Source organism: Paraburkholderia sp. EG287B, from assembly GCF_040965595.1.
GTDB lineage: Bacteria > Pseudomonadota > Gammaproteobacteria > Burkholderiales > Burkholderiaceae > Paraburkholderia.
The window spans coordinates 54,962-70,679 of sequence record NZ_JBFRCG010000006.1 but is presented as its reverse complement, the minus strand read 5'-3'; the positions used below and the strand labels follow the sequence as shown (position 1 = coordinate 70,679).

At 64.9% G+C, this 15,718-nt stretch carries 14 protein-coding genes; 11 read left to right on the top strand and 3 right to left on the bottom strand.

Going from position 1 to position 15,718, the window contains the following annotated elements; translation table 11 throughout:
• Positions 1-37: 37 nt before the first annotated feature.
• The gene (locus AB4Y40_RS11795) at positions 38-1,627 is read left to right on the top strand and encodes an amino acid permease (RefSeq protein WP_368687814.1); all 1,590 of its coding nucleotides are present in this window, start codon (positions 38-40) and stop codon (positions 1,625-1,627) included.
• 63 nt (positions 1,628-1,690) lie between these two features.
• Complete coding sequence (locus tag AB4Y40_RS11790) at positions 1,691-2,959, top strand: NAD(P)/FAD-dependent oxidoreductase (RefSeq protein WP_368687813.1); 1,269 nt, start codon at positions 1,691-1,693, stop codon at positions 2,957-2,959.
• A gap of 77 nt (positions 2,960-3,036) precedes the next feature.
• Here AB4Y40_RS11790 and AB4Y40_RS11785 read toward each other — a convergent pair whose 3' ends face one another.
• From AB4Y40_RS11785 to speB, 3 genes are all read right to left on the bottom strand, one after another.
• The gene (locus AB4Y40_RS11785) at positions 3,037-3,693 is read right to left on the bottom strand and encodes a methionine ABC transporter permease (protein WP_069267213.1); all 657 of its coding nucleotides are present in this window, start codon (positions 3,691-3,693) and stop codon (positions 3,037-3,039) included.
• Between the two features lie 42 nt (positions 3,694-3,735).
• The gene (locus tag AB4Y40_RS11780) at positions 3,736-4,551 is read right to left on the bottom strand and encodes a MetQ/NlpA family ABC transporter substrate-binding protein (RefSeq protein WP_368687812.1); all 816 of its coding nucleotides are present in this window, start codon (positions 4,549-4,551) and stop codon (positions 3,736-3,738) included.
• Between the two features lie 197 nt (positions 4,552-4,748).
• Entirely contained in the window at positions 4,749-5,702 is a 954-nt protein-coding gene (gene speB / locus AB4Y40_RS11775) for an agmatinase (protein ID WP_368687811.1), read from the bottom strand.
• 326 nt (positions 5,703-6,028) lie between these two features.
• Between speB and AB4Y40_RS11770 the strand changes: the two genes are divergently transcribed.
• The 9 genes from AB4Y40_RS11770 to AB4Y40_RS11730 all read left to right on the top strand — a co-directional run bounded on the left by AB4Y40_RS11770 (position 6,029) and on the right by AB4Y40_RS11730 (position 15,690).
• Entirely contained in the window at positions 6,029-7,732 is a 1,704-nt protein-coding gene (locus AB4Y40_RS11770; RefSeq protein ID WP_368687810.1) for a 5-guanidino-2-oxopentanoate decarboxylase, read from the top strand.
• Entirely contained in the window at positions 7,729-9,222 is a 1,494-nt protein-coding gene (locus tag AB4Y40_RS11765; RefSeq protein WP_368687809.1) for an aldehyde dehydrogenase family protein, read from the top strand. Before AB4Y40_RS11770 ends, AB4Y40_RS11765 begins: the two co-directional genes overlap by 4 nt.
• Positions 9,223-9,368: 146 nt before the next feature.
• A complete protein-coding gene (locus AB4Y40_RS11760; RefSeq protein WP_368687808.1) occupies positions 9,369-10,466 on the top strand; it encodes a PotD/PotF family extracellular solute-binding protein in 1,098 nt (365 codons plus the stop codon).
• 5 nt (positions 10,467-10,471) lie between these two features.
• A complete protein-coding gene (locus AB4Y40_RS11755; protein ID WP_368687807.1) occupies positions 10,472-11,398 on the top strand; it encodes an ABC transporter permease in 927 nt (308 codons plus the stop codon).
• On the top strand, positions 11,395-12,237 hold the full coding sequence (locus AB4Y40_RS11750) for an ABC transporter permease (RefSeq protein ID WP_368687806.1): 843 nt from the start codon (positions 11,395-11,397) through the stop codon (positions 12,235-12,237). The genes AB4Y40_RS11755 and AB4Y40_RS11750 overlap by 4 nt, the downstream gene beginning before the upstream one ends.
• A gap of 41 nt (positions 12,238-12,278) precedes the next feature.
• Positions 12,279-13,352 (top strand): ABC transporter ATP-binding protein, encoded by a 1,074-nt coding sequence (locus AB4Y40_RS11745; RefSeq protein ID WP_368687805.1) that lies wholly within the window; start codon positions 12,279-12,281, stop codon positions 13,350-13,352.
• Positions 13,353-13,408: 56 nt separating this feature from the next.
• Entirely contained in the window at positions 13,409-14,233 is an 825-nt protein-coding gene (locus tag AB4Y40_RS11740) for a transporter substrate-binding domain-containing protein (RefSeq protein ID WP_368687804.1), read from the top strand.
• Between the two features lie 42 nt (positions 14,234-14,275).
• Complete coding sequence (locus AB4Y40_RS11735; protein WP_368687803.1) at positions 14,276-15,034, top strand: amino acid ABC transporter permease; 759 nt, start codon at positions 14,276-14,278, stop codon at positions 15,032-15,034.
• Positions 15,034-15,690: an amino acid ABC transporter permease gene (locus AB4Y40_RS11730; RefSeq protein ID WP_368687802.1), complete on the top strand. Its 657-nt coding sequence runs from the start codon at positions 15,034-15,036 to the stop codon at positions 15,688-15,690. Before AB4Y40_RS11735 ends, AB4Y40_RS11730 begins: the two co-directional genes overlap by 1 nt.
• Positions 15,691-15,718: the final 28 nt, after the last annotated feature.

The following is a 15,718-nucleotide window of genomic DNA, read 5'->3' as shown; positions in this document are numbered from 1 at the left end:
TTCGCCTCTGAAAGTCGACATGGAGACAGCGCACGTCATGCGTTCACAATCCGGCAAGAATACTGAGAATCCATCCAGCTCGAGACCCCGGAAGCCCAAACTCCATCGCAGCCTGCAAGCGCGCCACCTGCGCATGATCGCCATTGGCGGCTCCATTGGCACGGGCCTGTTCGTGGCCACGGGCGCATCGATTTCGCAGGCGGGACCCGGAGGCGCGATCCTTTCGTACATGGTGATCGGCCTGATGGTCTATTTTCTGATGACGAGCCTCGGCGAGATGGCGGCGTTCATGCCGGTTTCGGGCTCGTTCGCCGCGTACGGTGCGAAGTTCGTCGATGAGGGCTTCGGTTCCGCCATTGGCTGGAACTACTGGTATAGCTGGGCCGTGACGATCGCAGTCGAACTGGTCGCGGCGCAACTCGTGATGGGCTACTGGTTTCCGCACGTGCCCGGCATCTGGTGGAGCGCGCTCTTTCTGGCCGTGGTTTTCTCGTTCAACGCGTTGTCGGTTCGCGGCTTCGGCGAGGCCGAGTACTGGTTCGCGTTGATCAAGGTGCTGACCGTGCTTGCATTTATCGCCATCGGCCTCCTGATGATTTTCGGCATCCTGCATGGCGGCCCCAGCAATGGTTGGGAAAACTTCACGATCAAGGACGCGCCGTTTGCCGGCGGCTGGAGCGCGATGCTCGGAGTTGCCATGATCGCGGGCTTTTCGTTCCAGGGCACGGAGATGATCGGCGTTGCGGCGGGCGAAGCAGAAAATCCGGGCTCGACGATCCCGCGCGCCGTCAAGCAGATCTTCTGGCGCATCCTGCTTTTCTACGTGCTCGCGATTTTCGTCATTGGCGTGCTCGTTCCCTACACGGATCCGAACCTGCTGAAGAGCGACGTGACCGATATCGGCGTGAGTCCGTTTACGCTCGTATTCCGGCGTGCCGGTCTTGCCTTCGCGGCCGGCGTGATGAATGCGGTCATCCTCTCGGCCGTGCTGTCCGCCGGCAATTCCGGCATGTATGCGTCGACCCGCATGCTGTACAACCTCGCCATGGAAGGCCGCGCGCCGCGGCTGTTTGCGAAGCTCTCGCCGGGCGGCGTGCCGCGCAACGCACTATACGCGACGACCGCGGTCGGGGCACTGTGCTTTCTCTCGTCGCTCTATGGCGACAAGACGATGTACCTTTGGTTGCTGAATCTGTCGGGAATGGCGGGCTTCATCACGTGGCTCGGCATTGCGGTCAGCCATTATCGATTCCGCAAGGGATTCCTGAAGCAGGGCTATCGCCTCGAGCAATTGCCGTATCGCGCGAAATGGTTCCCGTTCGGCCCGATTCTCGCCGCCGTGCTGTGTACCCTCGTCACGCTCGGCCAGAACTATCAGGCTTTCCTTGCCAATAAGATAGACTGGGTAGACGTGGCTGCGACCTATATCGGCCTGCCGCTCTTTCTCGTGGTCTGGTTGGGCTATTCGATCGTGCGCAAATGTCGGCGGGTTCGCTACGAAGACATGGAGATCGCGCCGTGGATCGAACGCCAGATGGCGGCTTCGACCGAGACTTCGTCGAGCGCCGGCTATCCCGCGAGCATTGCCAGCCAGGTGAGTCAGGTGAAGGCGGCTTCGGACGTGTGATCCCGCGCTGCTGGCGTCGACCTTCTCCTGTTTTCCTTTCGCACATCGAAATTCTGCAATCGCATGAATAACTACTACGAATCCACCGTCTCTCGCCCGTCCTACCCGCAACTGACCGGCAAGACGGATACGCAAATCTGCATTGTCGGCGGCGGCCTCGCCGGCCTGAATACCGCGCTCGGGCTAGTCGAGCGCGGCGTGCGCGACGTCGTCGTGCTCGATGCCGAGCGCGTGGGCTTTGGCGCATCGGGACGTAACGGCGGCTTCGTGTTCGGCGGTTACAGCCTCGATAATGCCGAACTGCTGCGCACGCTCGGGCACAGCCAGGCGCGCGCCCTGTACCGGCTAACGGTCGACGCCGTGGACCTGATCCGCACGCGCATCGCGCGCTACGGCATCGATTGCGAGATCGTTGATCGTGGCGTCATGCTTGCGAACTGGTTCGATGATCCGTCGCGGCTCGACGCCACGCGCACGCTGATGAAGCGCGATTTTGGCGTCGACTGGGAGCCGGTAACCAAGGACGCGTTGCGCGCGCAGTTGAAGACCACGCGTTATCACGGCGGCCTGTTCGAGCCCAACGCTTTTCATTTCCATCCACTGAAGTATGTGCTCGGCGTTGCGAACGCCGCGGCGCAGGGCGGCGCCCGAATCTACGACCAGTCGCCGGTGCGCGCGATCGAGCGGAACGGCGCGGGCTTCGTCGTGCGTACGCCGCACGGCACCGTCACCGCGAAGGATGTCGTGTTCGCCGGTGGCGGCTATGCGCGCGGCGTCGCACCGCGTATCGAGCGCGCGGTATTGCCGATCGCGACCTATGTGATCGCCACCGAGCCGCTTGGTGTGCGCCTCGCCGATGCGATCGACGCGCCCTATGCGGTCTACGACACGCGCTTCGCGTTCGACTATTACCGGCCGCTGAAGGACACGCGCATTCTTTGGGGTGGCCGGATCTCGGTGCTCGACCGCGGTCCGGACGCCATCGCGCGGCTGCTCAAGCGCGACCTCGCACGCGTGTATCCGCAACTGGCGGATGTGAAGATCGAGCACGCCTGGGGGGGCTTGATGAGCTACGCGCGGCACAAGATGCCGCAAATCGGTCGAGACGCCGACGGCGTCTGGCATGCCATCGCGTTCGGCGGCCACGGCATGGCGCCCACCACGGTCGCGGGCGAGACGCTCGCCGACGCCTTGGCGCTGGGAGTGCCGGTGCCCGAAGGCTTTTCCGCATTCAGCCTGACGCGCACCTTCGGCCTCGCGGGCCTCGCAGCCGCACAACTCACATACAGTGCCTTCCAGGCGCGCGATGCGCTCGCCGCCTACCGCCACTAAACCCCGCACTCTCTCCGCCCAACCCGATGCCTGCTTCGAGGCACGGGTTGCGCGCGCGTGCCGCGTATTCGGCGGCGTCAGCGCTTGCGATCGACCCGGCGTGCGAAATATTCGCCGACCAGCTGAATCACCGATACGAGCGCGACCAGTATGAAGATCACGACGATCATCACCTGGGTTTCGTAGCGTTCGTAGCCGTAGCGAATCGCCATGTCGCCAAGGCCTCCGCCCCCGACGGCGCCAGCCATCGCCGACATGTCGATCATCGCGATTGCGGTTACCGTGACGCCGCCGAGAATGCCGGGCAGCGCTTCGGGCAACAGCACGTGGTGGACGATCTGGGAGCGTTTGCAGCCCATCGCGCGCGCGGCTTCGATGAGCCCTGGCTCCACACCCCCGAGATTGACCTGGACGATGCGCGCAAAGAACGGAATCAGGTTCGCGCTCAACGGCACGACGGCGGCCCACGCGCCCAGCGTCGTACCGACGATGAAGCGCGTGACGGGCAGCAGCGCGACCAGCAGGATGATGAAGGGGATCGCGCGGAACATGTTGATGGCGGTCGAGAGCGCCTTGTGCAGTAACGGTCGCGGATAAAGTCCGCCTGGTGCGCTCACCGTGAGCACGATCGCGAGCAGCATGCCAGCGACGATCGCGATCAGCATGGAGGCACCCACCATGAGCAGGGTCTGCAGCAGGGCCTGCACGTAGCGGTCAGCCAGGGTTGGCGACATAACGTTTCACCTCGATGGAAGCATGCGCAGGCATGCGCAATATCAGAATGCGGGAATCACCGACCCATTGAAGTGTGTCTGGATAAAGTGTCTGACTTCCTCTGACTGATACGCCTTGACGAGCTTCGGCACCCACGGTGCGTTGCGGTCCTGCTCGCGCACCGCGATGATGTTCACGTAGGGGTTGTGTTCCTTGTGCTCGACCGCGATGCCGTCGCGCGTAGCATAAAGTCCCGCCTCGGACGCCACGTTATTGACGATGGCCGCGGCATCGACGTCGGGCAGCGAGCGCGCCTGGACCAGCGGGTCGGCCTCGACGAAATTCAGCTTGCGTGGGTTGGCGCGCACGTCCTGTAGCGAAGCGGTGCCGGTGTAGGGATCGAAGCCATCGCGCAACGTGATGAGCTTGTGATCGCGCAGGATCACGAGGGCCCGGGTCTGGTTGCTCGGGTCGGCAGGAATGCTGACCGTTGCGCCAACAGGAAGCGCCTCGAGCGACTTGTACTTCTTCGAATAAAAGCCGATGGGCGAAATATACGTGTCGCCAGCCGCCACGATCTTGTAGCCGCGCGACTTGACCTGATCGCGCAGATACGGAATGTGCTGGAAGGAATTGGCGTTCAGATCGCCGTTGTTCAGCGCCTCATTCGGGCTCGCGGTGCCGCTGATGACGATGGCCTCCACGTCCAGCCCGTCCTTCTTCGCAACCTGCGTGACGACTTCCCAGATCTGCTCGTCTACGCCGCCCGCCACGCCCACCTTGAGCGGCGTCGGCGCGCCGGCGGAGAAGGCGGGGCCGCTGGCCAACGGCAGCACGAGCGCGAGCGCGGCGAGAATGGGCAGGGTGCGTCGAATCATGAATGGCTCCGGGGTGTAAGGATGAGTTGGTACGCCGGGCCATTATAGGAACGCAGATCTGCGTGGCACTACGAATGGATTGTCGAATGCTAATGACGCGCGGTGGTTCATCTATGTCCACCAGGCCAGCGTAGTGCGACGCCTTTTGGTTGCAATGCGCTCGTTTTTGTGGATTGCTACGAGGCGAGCGACCCGACTCACGCGCGACGCTTCACACCCGGCAGTACGCACAGCGCTTCATAAGCGAGATTGGCGGCAAGCAGGGCGGTGGTGCCGAACGGATCGTACGGCGGCGCGACTTCGACCACATCGGCGCCCACCAGGTCAAGCCCCCACGCGCCACGAATGATTTCGAGGGCTTGCGGGACCGTCAGCCCTGCGATCTCCGGCGTGCCGGTACCGGGCGCGTACGCCGGGTCGATGCCGTCGATATCGAAACTCAGATACACCGGCCCTCCGCCAACGCGCTCGCGCACCTCTGCCATCAGCGGTTCGAGCGAGCGGTTCCAGCACTCCTCGGCCTGCACCACGCGAAAACCCTGTTCGCGGCACCAGTCGAAGTCTTCGGCGGCGTAGCCGGTGCCGCGCAAACCGATCTGGACCACACGCCGGCAGTCGAGCAGACCTTCCTCGACCGCGCGGCGAAACGGCGTGCCGTGCGCAATCTTCTCCCCCATCATCGTGTCGTTGACATCCGCGTGCGCGTCGACGTGGATCAGGCCGACCTTGCCGTGCCTGCGATGAATGGCACGCAGGATCGGCAGCGTGATCGTATGGTCGCCGCCTAGCGTGACCGGCGTAGCGCCGTGGCTCAGGATGGCGTCGTAGGCCGTCTCGATCCGGGCGATCGAATCGGGGAGGTTGTACGGATTGATCGCGACATCGCCGATATCCGCGACGCGCAGCGAATCGAACGGCGCGGCGCGTGTCGCCATGTTGTACGGGCGCAGCAACACCGATTCGGTGCGAATCTGGCGCGGCCCGTAGCGCGCGCCGGTGCGATTCGATGTGCCCAGATCGAACGGCACGCCGACGAAGCAGGCATCGAGCCCTTCGGCATTCTCCACGTTGGGCAGTCGCATCATCGTCGCGATCCCGCCGCAGCGCGGCATCGCGTTGCCGCCCAGGGGCTGGAAATATTCCGTGTTCATGATTCGCTCCAGTTGTATTCAGTCAGTTGCTTAAAAGCATTCGATGAATGCATTTTCCGCGCGACGGCGGGACACGAACAACCGAAATAATTTCATGGGACGCATGCCCTCCCGTCATGGATCGGCGTAAACCCTCGCACCTCGCCGTGCATAGGCGGGTTTTCCTCAGGTCATGCAAGAAGCTCATGCACCTCATGAAAACATATCGATTGTCCGCGCCGCGCGGCGCCGCCGAGAATGGTTTGGACAACGACGCAGATGCGTGTGCATAGGCCAGCCGGGCCGGCATCGGCATCGGGCGGTACCAACCAGGAACGCGACCATCCATGAACTATCCGGAATTCACCGCCAGCTTCGAGGAAGCCGGCGCGCGGCCAATTCAGTGGCCCCATACAACGGGCCAAACCTGCGGCGAGGCACTCGTCACCCTGCTCGAAGGATACGGCGTCCAGTACGTGTTCGGCATTCCGGGCGTGCATACGGTCGAGCTTTATCGGGGTCTCGCGGCTTCGTCCATTCGCCACGTCACGCCGCGCCATGAGCAGGGTGCGGGCTTCATGGCGGACGGCTACGCACGCGTGACCGGAAAACCTGGCGTGTGCTTCATCATCACGGGGCCGGGCATGACGAACATCGCGACCGCGATGGCGCAGGCGTATGCCGACTCCATTCCGATGCTGGTGATATCGAGTGTAAATGCACGCCGCGAACTCGGTAACGGAGACGGACGCCTGCACGAACTGCCGTCGCAGCGCGACGTGTTCGCCGGGCTCACCGCGTTTTCGCACACACTGCTCGATGCTGCGGAGCTGCCCCAGGTGCTGGCCCGGGCATTTGCCGTTTTCGGCGGCGCGCGGCCGCGGCCCGTGCACATCGAGATTCCGCTGGATGTGATCGTCGCGCCCGCTCGCGGCATGAACCTGCTGCCAGCCGCGCTGCCGGCGAGGCCGGCGAGGCCGGCGGGATGCCCGGCGGCCCTCGCTGCGGCCGCAGACCTGCTCGCCACGGCGCGACGTCCGCTGATTCTCGCAGGCGGAGGCGCGCTGCACGCCGCGGCCGAACTGCAGGAACTCGCTGAACGCCTGCAGGCGCCGGTTGCGCTGACGATCAACGCCAAGGGCCTGCTGCCGCCAGAGCATCCGCTGCTGCTTGGCTCGACGCAATCGCTGCCGCCCACGCGGGCGCTGGTCCGCGAAGCGGACGTCGTGCTCGCGGTCGGCACCGAGTTGGGCGAAACCGACTACGACGTGGTGTTCGACGGCGGCTTTTCGATCGAGGGCCGGCTGATCCGCATCGACATCGACGCGCAGCAACTGATGCGCAACTTCAGTCCCGACGTGGCCATCGCCGCCGACTCGCAGCAAGCGCTTGGCAGCCTGTCGACGCGGCTGCATGAAGGCATCATGTCGGCGCGTCAGCGCGACTGGGGCGCGCAGCGGGTCGCGCTCGCGCGGCAGGCCGTGGAGGCCGGCTACGACGCGCCAACGCGCTCGCAGAAGCGCCTTGTCGATACGATCACTGCCACGTTGCCGAATGTCATCATCGCTGGCGACTCGACCAGCCCCGTGTATGCGGGCAACTTCGTGCACGACGCACCGCAGCCGCGTTCATGGTTCAACTCGTCGACTGGCTACGGCACGCTGGGCTATGGGCTTCCCGCTGCGATTGGCGCGAAGCTCGCCGCGCCCGATCGTCCCGTGGTTTGCCTGATCGGCGACGGCGGGCTGCAGTTCACGCTGCCGGAACTCGCCAGCGCTGTGGAAGCCAGGGTGCCTGTCGTGGTGCTCTTGTGGAACAACTATGGCTACGGCGAGATACGCCGCTACATGACGGCGCGCGACATCGTGCCGGTCGGCGTCGATATCCACACGCCGGATTTCCTCGCGCTGGCGCGTGGCTTCGGCTGCGTGGCTGCTCGCGTGGATACGCCCGATGCGCTTGCCGCCGAGCTGCGGCAGGCCGTGTCGCGCGACATCCCGACTGTGATCGAAGTGAACGAAGCCGACTGGTTTGCGCGGGTGCCGGCATGAAACAGCATGAAGGGTTCGAGCTGCGTACGCAGCTCTACATCGACGGCTTCTGGTGCGCGGGCGAGGGCGGGCAGCGTCTGCCGGTCGTCAACCCATCGACCGAGGAAACGATTGCCCAGGTCGAGGCCGGCAACGCCGCCGATGTCGATTGCGCGGTGCGTGCCGCCGCACGGGCCTTCCGCACCTGGAAGAAGACAACCGGCGCGCAGCGTGCAACCTTGCTTCGTGCGATCGCGAGCGGCGTGAGCGACCGGCGCGAGCATCTGGCGGCGCTGCAGTCGCTCAACAACGGCAAACCGCTGGAGGAAGCGCGAATCGACGTGAGCGACGTGATCGCCACCTTCGAGTACTACGCGGGGCTCGCCGAACAACTCGACGCAATCGGCGAGTCCGGGGTCGCAATTCCCAGCGACGACTATCAGGCGAGCGTCCGGCGCGAGCCGGCAGGCGTGGTCGCGCTGATCGTGCCGTGGAATTTCCCGATGGTCACCACGGCATGGAAGCTCGCGCCCGCGCTTGCGGCCGGCTGCACGGTCGTTCTCAAGCCCTCCGAAATCACGCCGCTGCCCGAGCTGGCGCTCGCTGCGATCATTGCGGACGCCGGTGTGCCGGGGGGCGTGGTCAACGTCGTGACGGGCACGGGCACCGAAGTCGGGGCGCCGTTGGCGGCACACCCGCTCGTCGCGAAGGTTTCCTTTACCGGCAGCACCGCCGTTGGCGCGCAGGTCATGAAGACCGCTGCGGACACCATCAAGGGCGTGAGTCTGGAACTGGGCGGAAAGTCTTCCATCATCGTGTTCGCCGATGCGGACCTCGATCTCGCCACCGACCTCGTGGCGGGCGGCGCGTTCTTCAATGGCGGCCAGATGTGCTCGGCCACGTCGCGCGTACTGGTCGAGCGACCGATAGCGGACGCGCTCGCCGCGCGTCTCGCCGACCGCGCAACGCGCACGGTCGTGGGCGATCCATTCCGGCCCGGCGTGCAGATGGGGCCACTCACCAACCGCGCGCAGTTCGAACGGGTGCAGCGCTACATCGCGCGCGGCAAGTCCGACGGCGCGCGTCTCGTGATCGAAGGCGAGGCGCCGGCAGGTCCCGGCTACTTCGTGAAACCGACCCTGTTCGTCGATATCCCGGCCGAAAGCCCGCTGTGGCGCGAGGAGATCTTCGGCCCCGTGCTGTGCCTGCGCAGCTTCGATAGCGAGGACGAGGCGATCGGCGCGGCCAACGACACCGAGTTCGGCCTGGTCGCCACGGTCGTCACGCGCGACGCAGGGCGGAGCAGGCGAGTGGCGGCCGAACTGGAAGCGGGCGTTGTGTGGATCAACGCGCCGCAGGTCATCTTTCCTCAGACCTCATGGGGCGGCTACAAGCGCAGCAGCATCGGGCGCGAGCTGGGTCCGTTCGGGCTCGCCGCCTTCCAGGAAATCAAGCAGGTGCTCATGCCTGCCGGGGCCGCCGGCGCTGTGGAATGCGTTCGCGGCGCATGAGCTTTTGTCATGGCCCGCATGCAGAGATTTCGTTTGTTGCGGGTTTTTGACGCACGTAGAGTCCATTCACGTAGCACGTTCGCGTGATTTTTGGTAATGGCAGCGCGCATTGGGCAGCGCCCATACGGTTCAATCAGGAGATGACCATGCAGGGGATCAAGCTGGGGAGAAGGCAGGCCATTAAGGCGATCGGCACGGCTCTGGCGGCATCGACGCTGCCCATTCCATTCATCAGTACTGCCAGGGCACAGGAAAAGAGCTATGCGGGCAAGACCCTGCGGCTGCTCACCTGGTCCGACGACACCGGCGCAGCGGCTTTGCGCAACATCGCCGCCACGTTCAGCCAGAAGACCGGCGCGCAGGTCATCGCCGACCGCGCCGATGGCACCTCCGGCATGGTCGCGAAACTCAAGGCGGCCGGCGACCGGCCCACCTACGACGTGATCACGCTTGCCGGGGTCGGCGCCTCCGGTCTCGCCGATGCGGGCCTGCTGATGAAGCCGGACCTGAACAAGCTGCCGAACCTGAAAGACGTCGCACCGCAATACCGCACGGGCGCCAACGGATTCGGCGTCGGCTACCTGCTGTGGTCGGACGGTCTCATCTACAACACGTCCACCGTGAAGGCCGCGCCCTCGACGTACGAAGCCCTTTGGGATCCGAAGTATGCGGGACGCCTGTTCCTGCCGCCGCCCGAATGGGCGGAAGCGGTCGATCTCGCGATCATCGCCGCGAAGATGGCGGGCGGTTCGCAGCAGAATATCGATCCGGGGTTCAAGAAGCTCGCGCAGTTGAAGGACCACGTGCTGACGCTCGGCGAAAACCCGAACCAGGTCGCCGACCTGTTCCGCACCGGCTCGCTCGACATCGGCGGCATCTATGCACCGGCATTCTTCCCGGAGCAGATCCGCAAGCCCGAGTACAAGATGGCCGTGACTTACGGCATGAAAGAGGGCTTCGCGACCCAGCTGATGTTTACGGTGATTCCGAAGTCGCATCCCGGCGATATCGATCTCATCCACGCGTTCATCAATCATTCGCTCGATGCCGGCGTGCAGGGCCGCATGGCCGCCGACGTGCTCAACGGTCCGGTGAACTCGCGCGCGATCATTCCCGCCGAAAGCCGCGCCTTCGTGCCGTCGCCGCAGCAGATCGCCGAGAAGGCCGTGCTTCACGACGACAAGGCGCTCGCCGCGTTGCAGCCTGCGTGGATCAAGCGCTTCACCGAGATCTTTTCCGCGTGAGCGCCATGTCAGCCCTCCCTTCACATCGCGCGGGCACGCCGGCGCAGGCCGGCGAGTCGACGGCCCAGCCCGCCACCGCAACGGCGCTGCCGCGCGTGCCGCCGTTGCTGCTGCTCGCACCGATCCTCGCGTTTCTCGCTGTGCTGATCGCGGCGGCGCTCACCGTGCTGCGCATGAGCTTCGGCGTTCCGGGCAACGAGTGGCATGCCTTCACGCTGCAGAATTACGTCGACCTCGGGGACACCTGCTTCCTGCGCTCGCTCTGGCTGACCTTGCGCCTGGCCTTCCAGAGCATGATCGTTGCGGTCGTGCTGGCGATTCCGGTGGCACTCGCGATGGCACGTACGCAATCGCGCACCGCGCGGCGCCTCCTGCTGGCCGGCGTGCTGCTGCCGCTGCTGGTCAACCTGCTGCTGCAGGGCTACGGATGGCTCGTGATGCTGGGGCCGGCGGGCCTCGTCAATCACGTGCTCATGGGTACCGGCCTGATCGGGCGTCCCGTGATGTGGCTGTATCGCGAGAACGGCGTGCTGCTCGGACTGATTCAAACGGCTTTTCCGCTCGCGGTGCTGCCCATCTCGAGCGCGATGCGTGCGGTGTCGCGCTCGTACGAAGAGGCGGCGGCTACCCTCGGCGCAAGCCGCTGGCAGACGCTGCGCCACGTGATGCTGCCGCTTGCGATGCCCGGCATCGTCTCGGGCGCGTTGCTCGTGTTCGCCTATAACGCGAGCGCGTTCGCGGTGCCATTGCTGCTGGGCGGACGCCGCGTGCCGATGCTCGCCGTACTCGTGCACGATCAGGTCGCGCCGTTGCTGAACTGGCCGGCCGCGTCTGCCTCGGGTGTCGTTCTGATGGCCGCGACGCTTGCGGTGATGGCCATCTCGCAACGGCTGGTGCGCAACCTGCAACGCCACGCGGAGTCCCGCTCATGAATGCCTTGCGTATTCCCCTGACGATGCCCGGCCGCCTCAGCCGTGTGACGGGATGGTTCGCGACGATCGTGCTCTTTCTCGCCGCGCTGCCCATTTTGACGATGATCACGATGTCGTTCGGCAATTCGGACACGCTCGAGTTTCCGCCGCAGAGCTTCGGCTTGCACTGGTATCGGGCCGCCTGGCACACCTTCGTGTCGCCCGACGCGAGCGACGTGCTGTCCATGGGCACCGCGCTCACGACGAGCCTCATCGTCGCGGTCTCGACGATGTTCATCGCCACCGCCGTTTCCGTGCCCGCTGCCTACGCGCTCTCGCGCTACCGCTTTCGCGGCAAGGCCGTGATCGAGCAACTGGTCGCGCTGCCGCTCGTCTATCCGCTCGTGATGCTGGGGCTTTCGCTGCTGCTCGTCTTCAATGTCCTACCGGTGGAACTGGGCATGGGGCGGCTCGTCATTGCGCACGTCATCCTGGCGCTGCCGTTCACGGTGAAGAACTGCGCGGCATCGGTTGCGTCGATCGGACCGGAGTTCGAGGAAGCCGCCTGCGTGATGGGTGCGAGCCCGCGGCGTGCGCTCGTCGACGTCGTACTGCCGCTCATGCGTCCCGGCATTCTCGCCGGCATGCTGTTCGCGTTCATCATTTCGTTTAACGAATTCACGGTGACGTTCTTCCTCTACGGCATCAACACGATGACGCTGCCTGTCTGGCTCTACAGCCGCACCGTGTCGTCGCTCGACCCAACCGTGTTTTCGTTCGCGGTCTTCATCGTGCTGATCGACTTCGCCTTGATCTGGCTGCTCGAAAAGCTCGTCGGCGACGCAGGCGTGGCGCTCTGATCGCCGCCTCTCACGCGGTCCCCGGGCACAAAGGAACTCTCATGACTCATCTGTCTTTGCAGGCCATCACCAAGCGCTTTCACAACGCGTTCGCGGTCGACCACGTCGATCTCAACGTTCCGGACGGCAAGCTGGTGTGTTTTCTCGGGCCGTCCGGCTGCGGCAAGACAACCCTGCTGCGTATCATCGCGGGCCTGGAGACGCCGACTTCCGGATCGGTGCTGTTCGCGGGGCGCGACCTCACGCAGGTGCCGGCCAACCGGCGCGACTTCGGCATGGTGTTTCAGTCGCTTGCGCTGTTCCCGCATATGACCGTTGCCGCCAATGTCGCCTATCCGCTGCGTTTGCGCGGCGTCGACAAGCGCGCACAAGCGAAGCGCGTGGCCGAACTGCTCGAGCTGATCCAGCTTCCGCACATGGCGAACCGGCCCGTTACGCAGCTTTCCGGCGGGCAGCGCCAGCGCGTGGCGATTGCGCGGGCGATTGCCTCGTCGCCGAAACTGCTGCTGCTCGACGAACCGCTCTCGGCGCTCGACGCGAAGCTGCGTGAAGCGATGCAGGTCGAGATTCGGCTGCTGCAACAGCGGCTCGGCATCACGACGATCATGGTCACGCATGACCAGCGCGAAGCGATGACGATGGCCGACGAGATCGTGGTAATGCAGAAAGGGCGTATCGCCCAGGTCGGCAGGCCGCTCGACATTTACCGCGATCCCGTGAATGAATTCGTGGCGGACTTCATCGGCCTCGGCAACATCTTGCCCGTGACGCTCGAAGCCGATGCCGGCATCGCGCTGCCGGGCGGCCAGCGGATCGCCGTCAATGCCGCGATGCGCGCGCCGGAGCGCTCGGTCGACATCCGCCTGCTGATTCGCCCGGAAGACGTGTGTGTGCGGCCCATGACGGCGAATCCCGGCCCGAACGTCGTCGCCGGCAAGGTGACGTTTGTTCGCGACGTGGGCGCGCAGATCGAAGCGACGATCGATTGCGACGGCTTCACGCTCACCGCCGCCACCACACCCCGCGAGACGCCGGACCTCGAAGTGGGGCGCCCCGTGCTCGCCGAGCTGCCGGCCCACGCCTGCAGGCTGATTCCGGCGCATATCGCGCACTGAAATCTCGCGTCGAAATTTTTTACCCCCAAAGAAGCAGTTGGAAGGAGACATCCGTCATGAACACCACTCACGTCACCACGAACCGCGTGCAGCGCCTGGCGGCTCGCACCATCGCAGCCTTCGCGCTGGCCGGCATGGCTGGCCTCAGCGCGTTCGCACCGCTCGCGCACGCGGATGCCCTCGACACGATTGCGAAATCGGGTGTCGTGCGTGTCGGCGTTTTCGAGGACTATCCGCCGTTTGGATCGATCGGGCCCGACATGAAGCCGCAGGGCTACGACATCGACGTGGCCAATCTGATCGGCAAGGCCCTGAATGCAAAGGTCGAACTCGTGCAGGTGACGGGCGACAACCGCATGGCCTATCTGGCGGATCACAAGGCGGACATGCTGCTCTCGGTCGGCCAGACGCCCGAGCGCGCGAAGGTGATCGACTTTTCGCAGCCGTATGCGCCGTACTATCTCGCGGTATTCGGGCCGAAATCGCTGGCGGTGAAGAATGCGGGCGATCTGGCCGGCAAGACGGTCGCCGTTGCGCGCGGCACGCTCGAAGATCTGAGCGTGTCCAAGGTGGCGCCGCCCTCCGCGGTCATCAAGCGCTTTGACGACCCGAACGGCGCGATTTCCGCTTTCCTGTCCGGTCAGGCCCAACTGCTGGTGGTTGGCAACGATGTCGGCGCGACCATCATGGCCCGTCATCCCGCCAACGATCCGGAGCAGAAGTTCTCGTTGTTCAGCTCGCCCGATCACGTGGGGCTGAACAAGAACGAGCCGCGCCTGAAGCAGAAAGTCGACGATGCCATCGCCGCCGCAAAGAAGGACGGCTCGATGAACGCCATCTCGCTCAAGTGGCTGCGTGCTCCGCTGCCGGCCAGTCTTTGATGCGCTCCGGCTCCCGCTTACTTGACGACAGACGGCGCAGCGATGACTTACACATTCGACTTTAGTGACTTCGGTCTTTACGCGGGCATGCTCGCGCGCGGCGTGGAAGTGACGCTCGGCCTGACGGCGGTCTCGACCGTGCTGGGCGGCCTGCTCGGCATTGCCGGCGCGAGCCTTGCCGTCGCGGGCCCGAGGTGGGTGCGCGCGCTGGTGGCGTCCTATGTCGAGCTGATCCGCAATACGCCTTTTCTCGTGCAGCTCTTTTTCGTGTTTTTCGGGCTGCCGGGGCTGGGCGTGCAGATCAACGAGATGCAGGCGGCGGTATTGGCGATGACCGTCAATCTGGGGGCCTACGCGACCGAGATCGTGCGCGCCGGCATCGACTCAGTCCCTCGCGGCCAGCGCCAGGCGGCCATGGCGCTCGGCTTGCAGGGGCGGCAGGTTTTCCGCCACGTGGTGCTACCTCAGGCGCTCGCCAACGTCTTCCCGGCGCTGCTGGGCCAGGTGCTGATCGTGATGCTCGGCTCGGCCGTCGTTTCGCAGATTTCTGTGCCCGACCTGACCTACGCAGCCAACTTCATCCAGTCGCGCAACTTCCGCTCGTTCGAGAGCTACGTGATCGTCACGGTGATCTACCTGCTGCTGTCGATCGTGCTGCGGCTGCTCATCAACCGGCTCGGCAAGGGCCTCTTCGCCGGACGCACGGCGCGCGGCGCCGGCGCCTCGCGCACAACCCTGCGCGCGTGGTTTTCCGGTCGCGCCCGCATGGCGGCATCCGGCCTTTCGAAGGAGCGTTCGTAATGGTCGAGTTCACTCTCTGGGATATAGCGCGCAATCTGCTGCTGGCCGCGCGCTGGACCGTCCTGCTCTCGCTTTGCGCGTTCGTTGGAGGCGGCATTGCGGGCCTCGTGCTGCTGGCGATGCGCGTGTCGCCGTTGGCCTGGCTGCGTCGGATCGCCGTGCTGTACGTCGAGCCGTTTCAAGGCACGCCACTGCTGATGCAGCTCTTTCTCGCGTTCTTCGGGCTGCCGCTCGTGGGAATCGAAGTGTCGCCGTGGCTGGCCGCAACGGTGACGCTCACGCTCTACACGAGCGCCTACCTGGCCGACATCTGGCGCGGCTGCGTCGAAGCCGTGCCACGAGGGCAGTGGAGCGCGGCGGCCAGCCTCGGCATGACATGGCCTCAGCAGCTGCGTTACGTCGTCTGGCCGCAGGCATGGAAAATCGCCGTGCCGCCCACGGTCGGCTTTCTCGTGCAGGTGGTGAAGAGTACGGCGCTCACGTCGATCATCGGCCTGACCGAGCTGACCAAGACCGGAACCATGATCACGAACGCCGTATTTCGTCCGTTCCCGATCTACGCAATGGTCGCACTGCTGTACTTCGCGATGTGCTTTCCGCTCACGTGGTACGCACGTGTGCTCGAAGGCCGCTACCAGCGTGCCCGTCACCGCTGAACGCATGAACTTCAACGCTTTTCAGAAG

Coding starts and splice junctions, on each gene's coding strand:
- AB4Y40_RS11795 (WP_368687814.1), top strand. CDS start 38: ATGCGTTCACAATCCGGCAAGAATACTGAGAATCCATCCAGCTCGAGA.
- AB4Y40_RS11790 (WP_368687813.1), top strand. CDS start 1,691: ATGAATAACTACTACGAATCCACCGTCTCTCGCCCGTCCTACCCGCAA.
- AB4Y40_RS11785 (WP_069267213.1), bottom strand. CDS start 3,693: ATGTCGCCAACCCTGGCTGACCGCTACGTGCAGGCCCTGCTGCAGACC.
- AB4Y40_RS11780 (WP_368687812.1), bottom strand. CDS start 4,551: ATGATTCGACGCACCCTGCCCATTCTCGCCGCGCTCGCGCTCGTGCTG.
- speB (WP_368687811.1), bottom strand. CDS start 5,702: ATGAACACGGAATATTTCCAGCCCCTGGGCGGCAACGCGATGCCGCGC.
- AB4Y40_RS11770 (WP_368687810.1), top strand. CDS start 6,029: ATGAACTATCCGGAATTCACCGCCAGCTTCGAGGAAGCCGGCGCGCGG.
- AB4Y40_RS11765 (WP_368687809.1), top strand. CDS start 7,729: ATGAAACAGCATGAAGGGTTCGAGCTGCGTACGCAGCTCTACATCGAC.
- AB4Y40_RS11760 (WP_368687808.1), top strand. CDS start 9,369: ATGCAGGGGATCAAGCTGGGGAGAAGGCAGGCCATTAAGGCGATCGGC.
- AB4Y40_RS11755 (WP_368687807.1), top strand. CDS start 10,472: ATGTCAGCCCTCCCTTCACATCGCGCGGGCACGCCGGCGCAGGCCGGC.
- AB4Y40_RS11750 (WP_368687806.1), top strand. CDS start 11,395: ATGAATGCCTTGCGTATTCCCCTGACGATGCCCGGCCGCCTCAGCCGT.
- AB4Y40_RS11745 (WP_368687805.1), top strand. CDS start 12,279: ATGACTCATCTGTCTTTGCAGGCCATCACCAAGCGCTTTCACAACGCG.
- AB4Y40_RS11740 (WP_368687804.1), top strand. CDS start 13,409: ATGAACACCACTCACGTCACCACGAACCGCGTGCAGCGCCTGGCGGCT.
- AB4Y40_RS11735 (WP_368687803.1), top strand. CDS start 14,276: ATGACTTACACATTCGACTTTAGTGACTTCGGTCTTTACGCGGGCATG.
- AB4Y40_RS11730 (WP_368687802.1), top strand. CDS start 15,034: ATGGTCGAGTTCACTCTCTGGGATATAGCGCGCAATCTGCTGCTGGCC.